This window comes from Brenneria populi (assembly GCF_036016195.1).
GTDB classification, from domain to species: Bacteria; Pseudomonadota; Gammaproteobacteria; order Enterobacterales; family Enterobacteriaceae; genus Brenneria; species Brenneria populi.
In genome coordinates this window covers 1-588 of sequence record NZ_JAYWTM010000073.1, presented here as the reverse complement: position 1 = coordinate 588, position 588 = coordinate 1, and the positions used below count along the sequence as shown (strand labels likewise).

General features: G+C 51.7%; 1 protein-coding gene. It reads left to right on the top strand.

The window, feature by feature from the left end:
• On the top strand, positions 1–588 hold a 588-nt coding region (locus VSX58_RS22455), incomplete at both ends, for a type VI immunity family protein (protein WP_327619988.1).

Below are 588 nucleotides of genomic sequence, written 5' to 3'. Positions count from 1 at the left end.
GGAGCAGCATAATGCCTTGCAGGTCGGGCTGGTGGCCTATTTTTATCTGGACAAAGGCTATAACGACCAGAAGCGTCAGGCGATGGCGGAGGTGCTGGCGCGCTATGACCACGAGTTCCGCGATAAGCTGCGCTGGGGGTTTTACAGAGACCCCAATAAGGGCGAACCTTACCGCAAACGTACACTGCAACAAAAGCAGGCGCAGATACTGGCGGAAGAGGGTGACGATATGGATTTCTGGTGGGCGTCGGAAGAGGGCACCACCTATGCCAGCGACTATCTTTTCAGTATCGAGTCGCCTGCCGACTGGTATGAACATGTTCATTGTCGGGTCTCCTGCGTGTTGTTTTATCTTCCCATTGAAGTATTAAAGGACGGCGGCGATAAACGTTTTGAAGCCTTATTGTTAGAGTTCTGTCAGCGTTTAAAACCGCTGCATGGGCTGGCGGGACTGGGCGTGCAGCAGTGCTATGCGCGCGATGAATATCAACATCTGGAATATGAGATAGGCCAGGCATTTTTAGCTATCGACATTACCAATTCCAAAACCTGGAAGACTGAACGTACCGGTATCCGCTCGGTAAACTG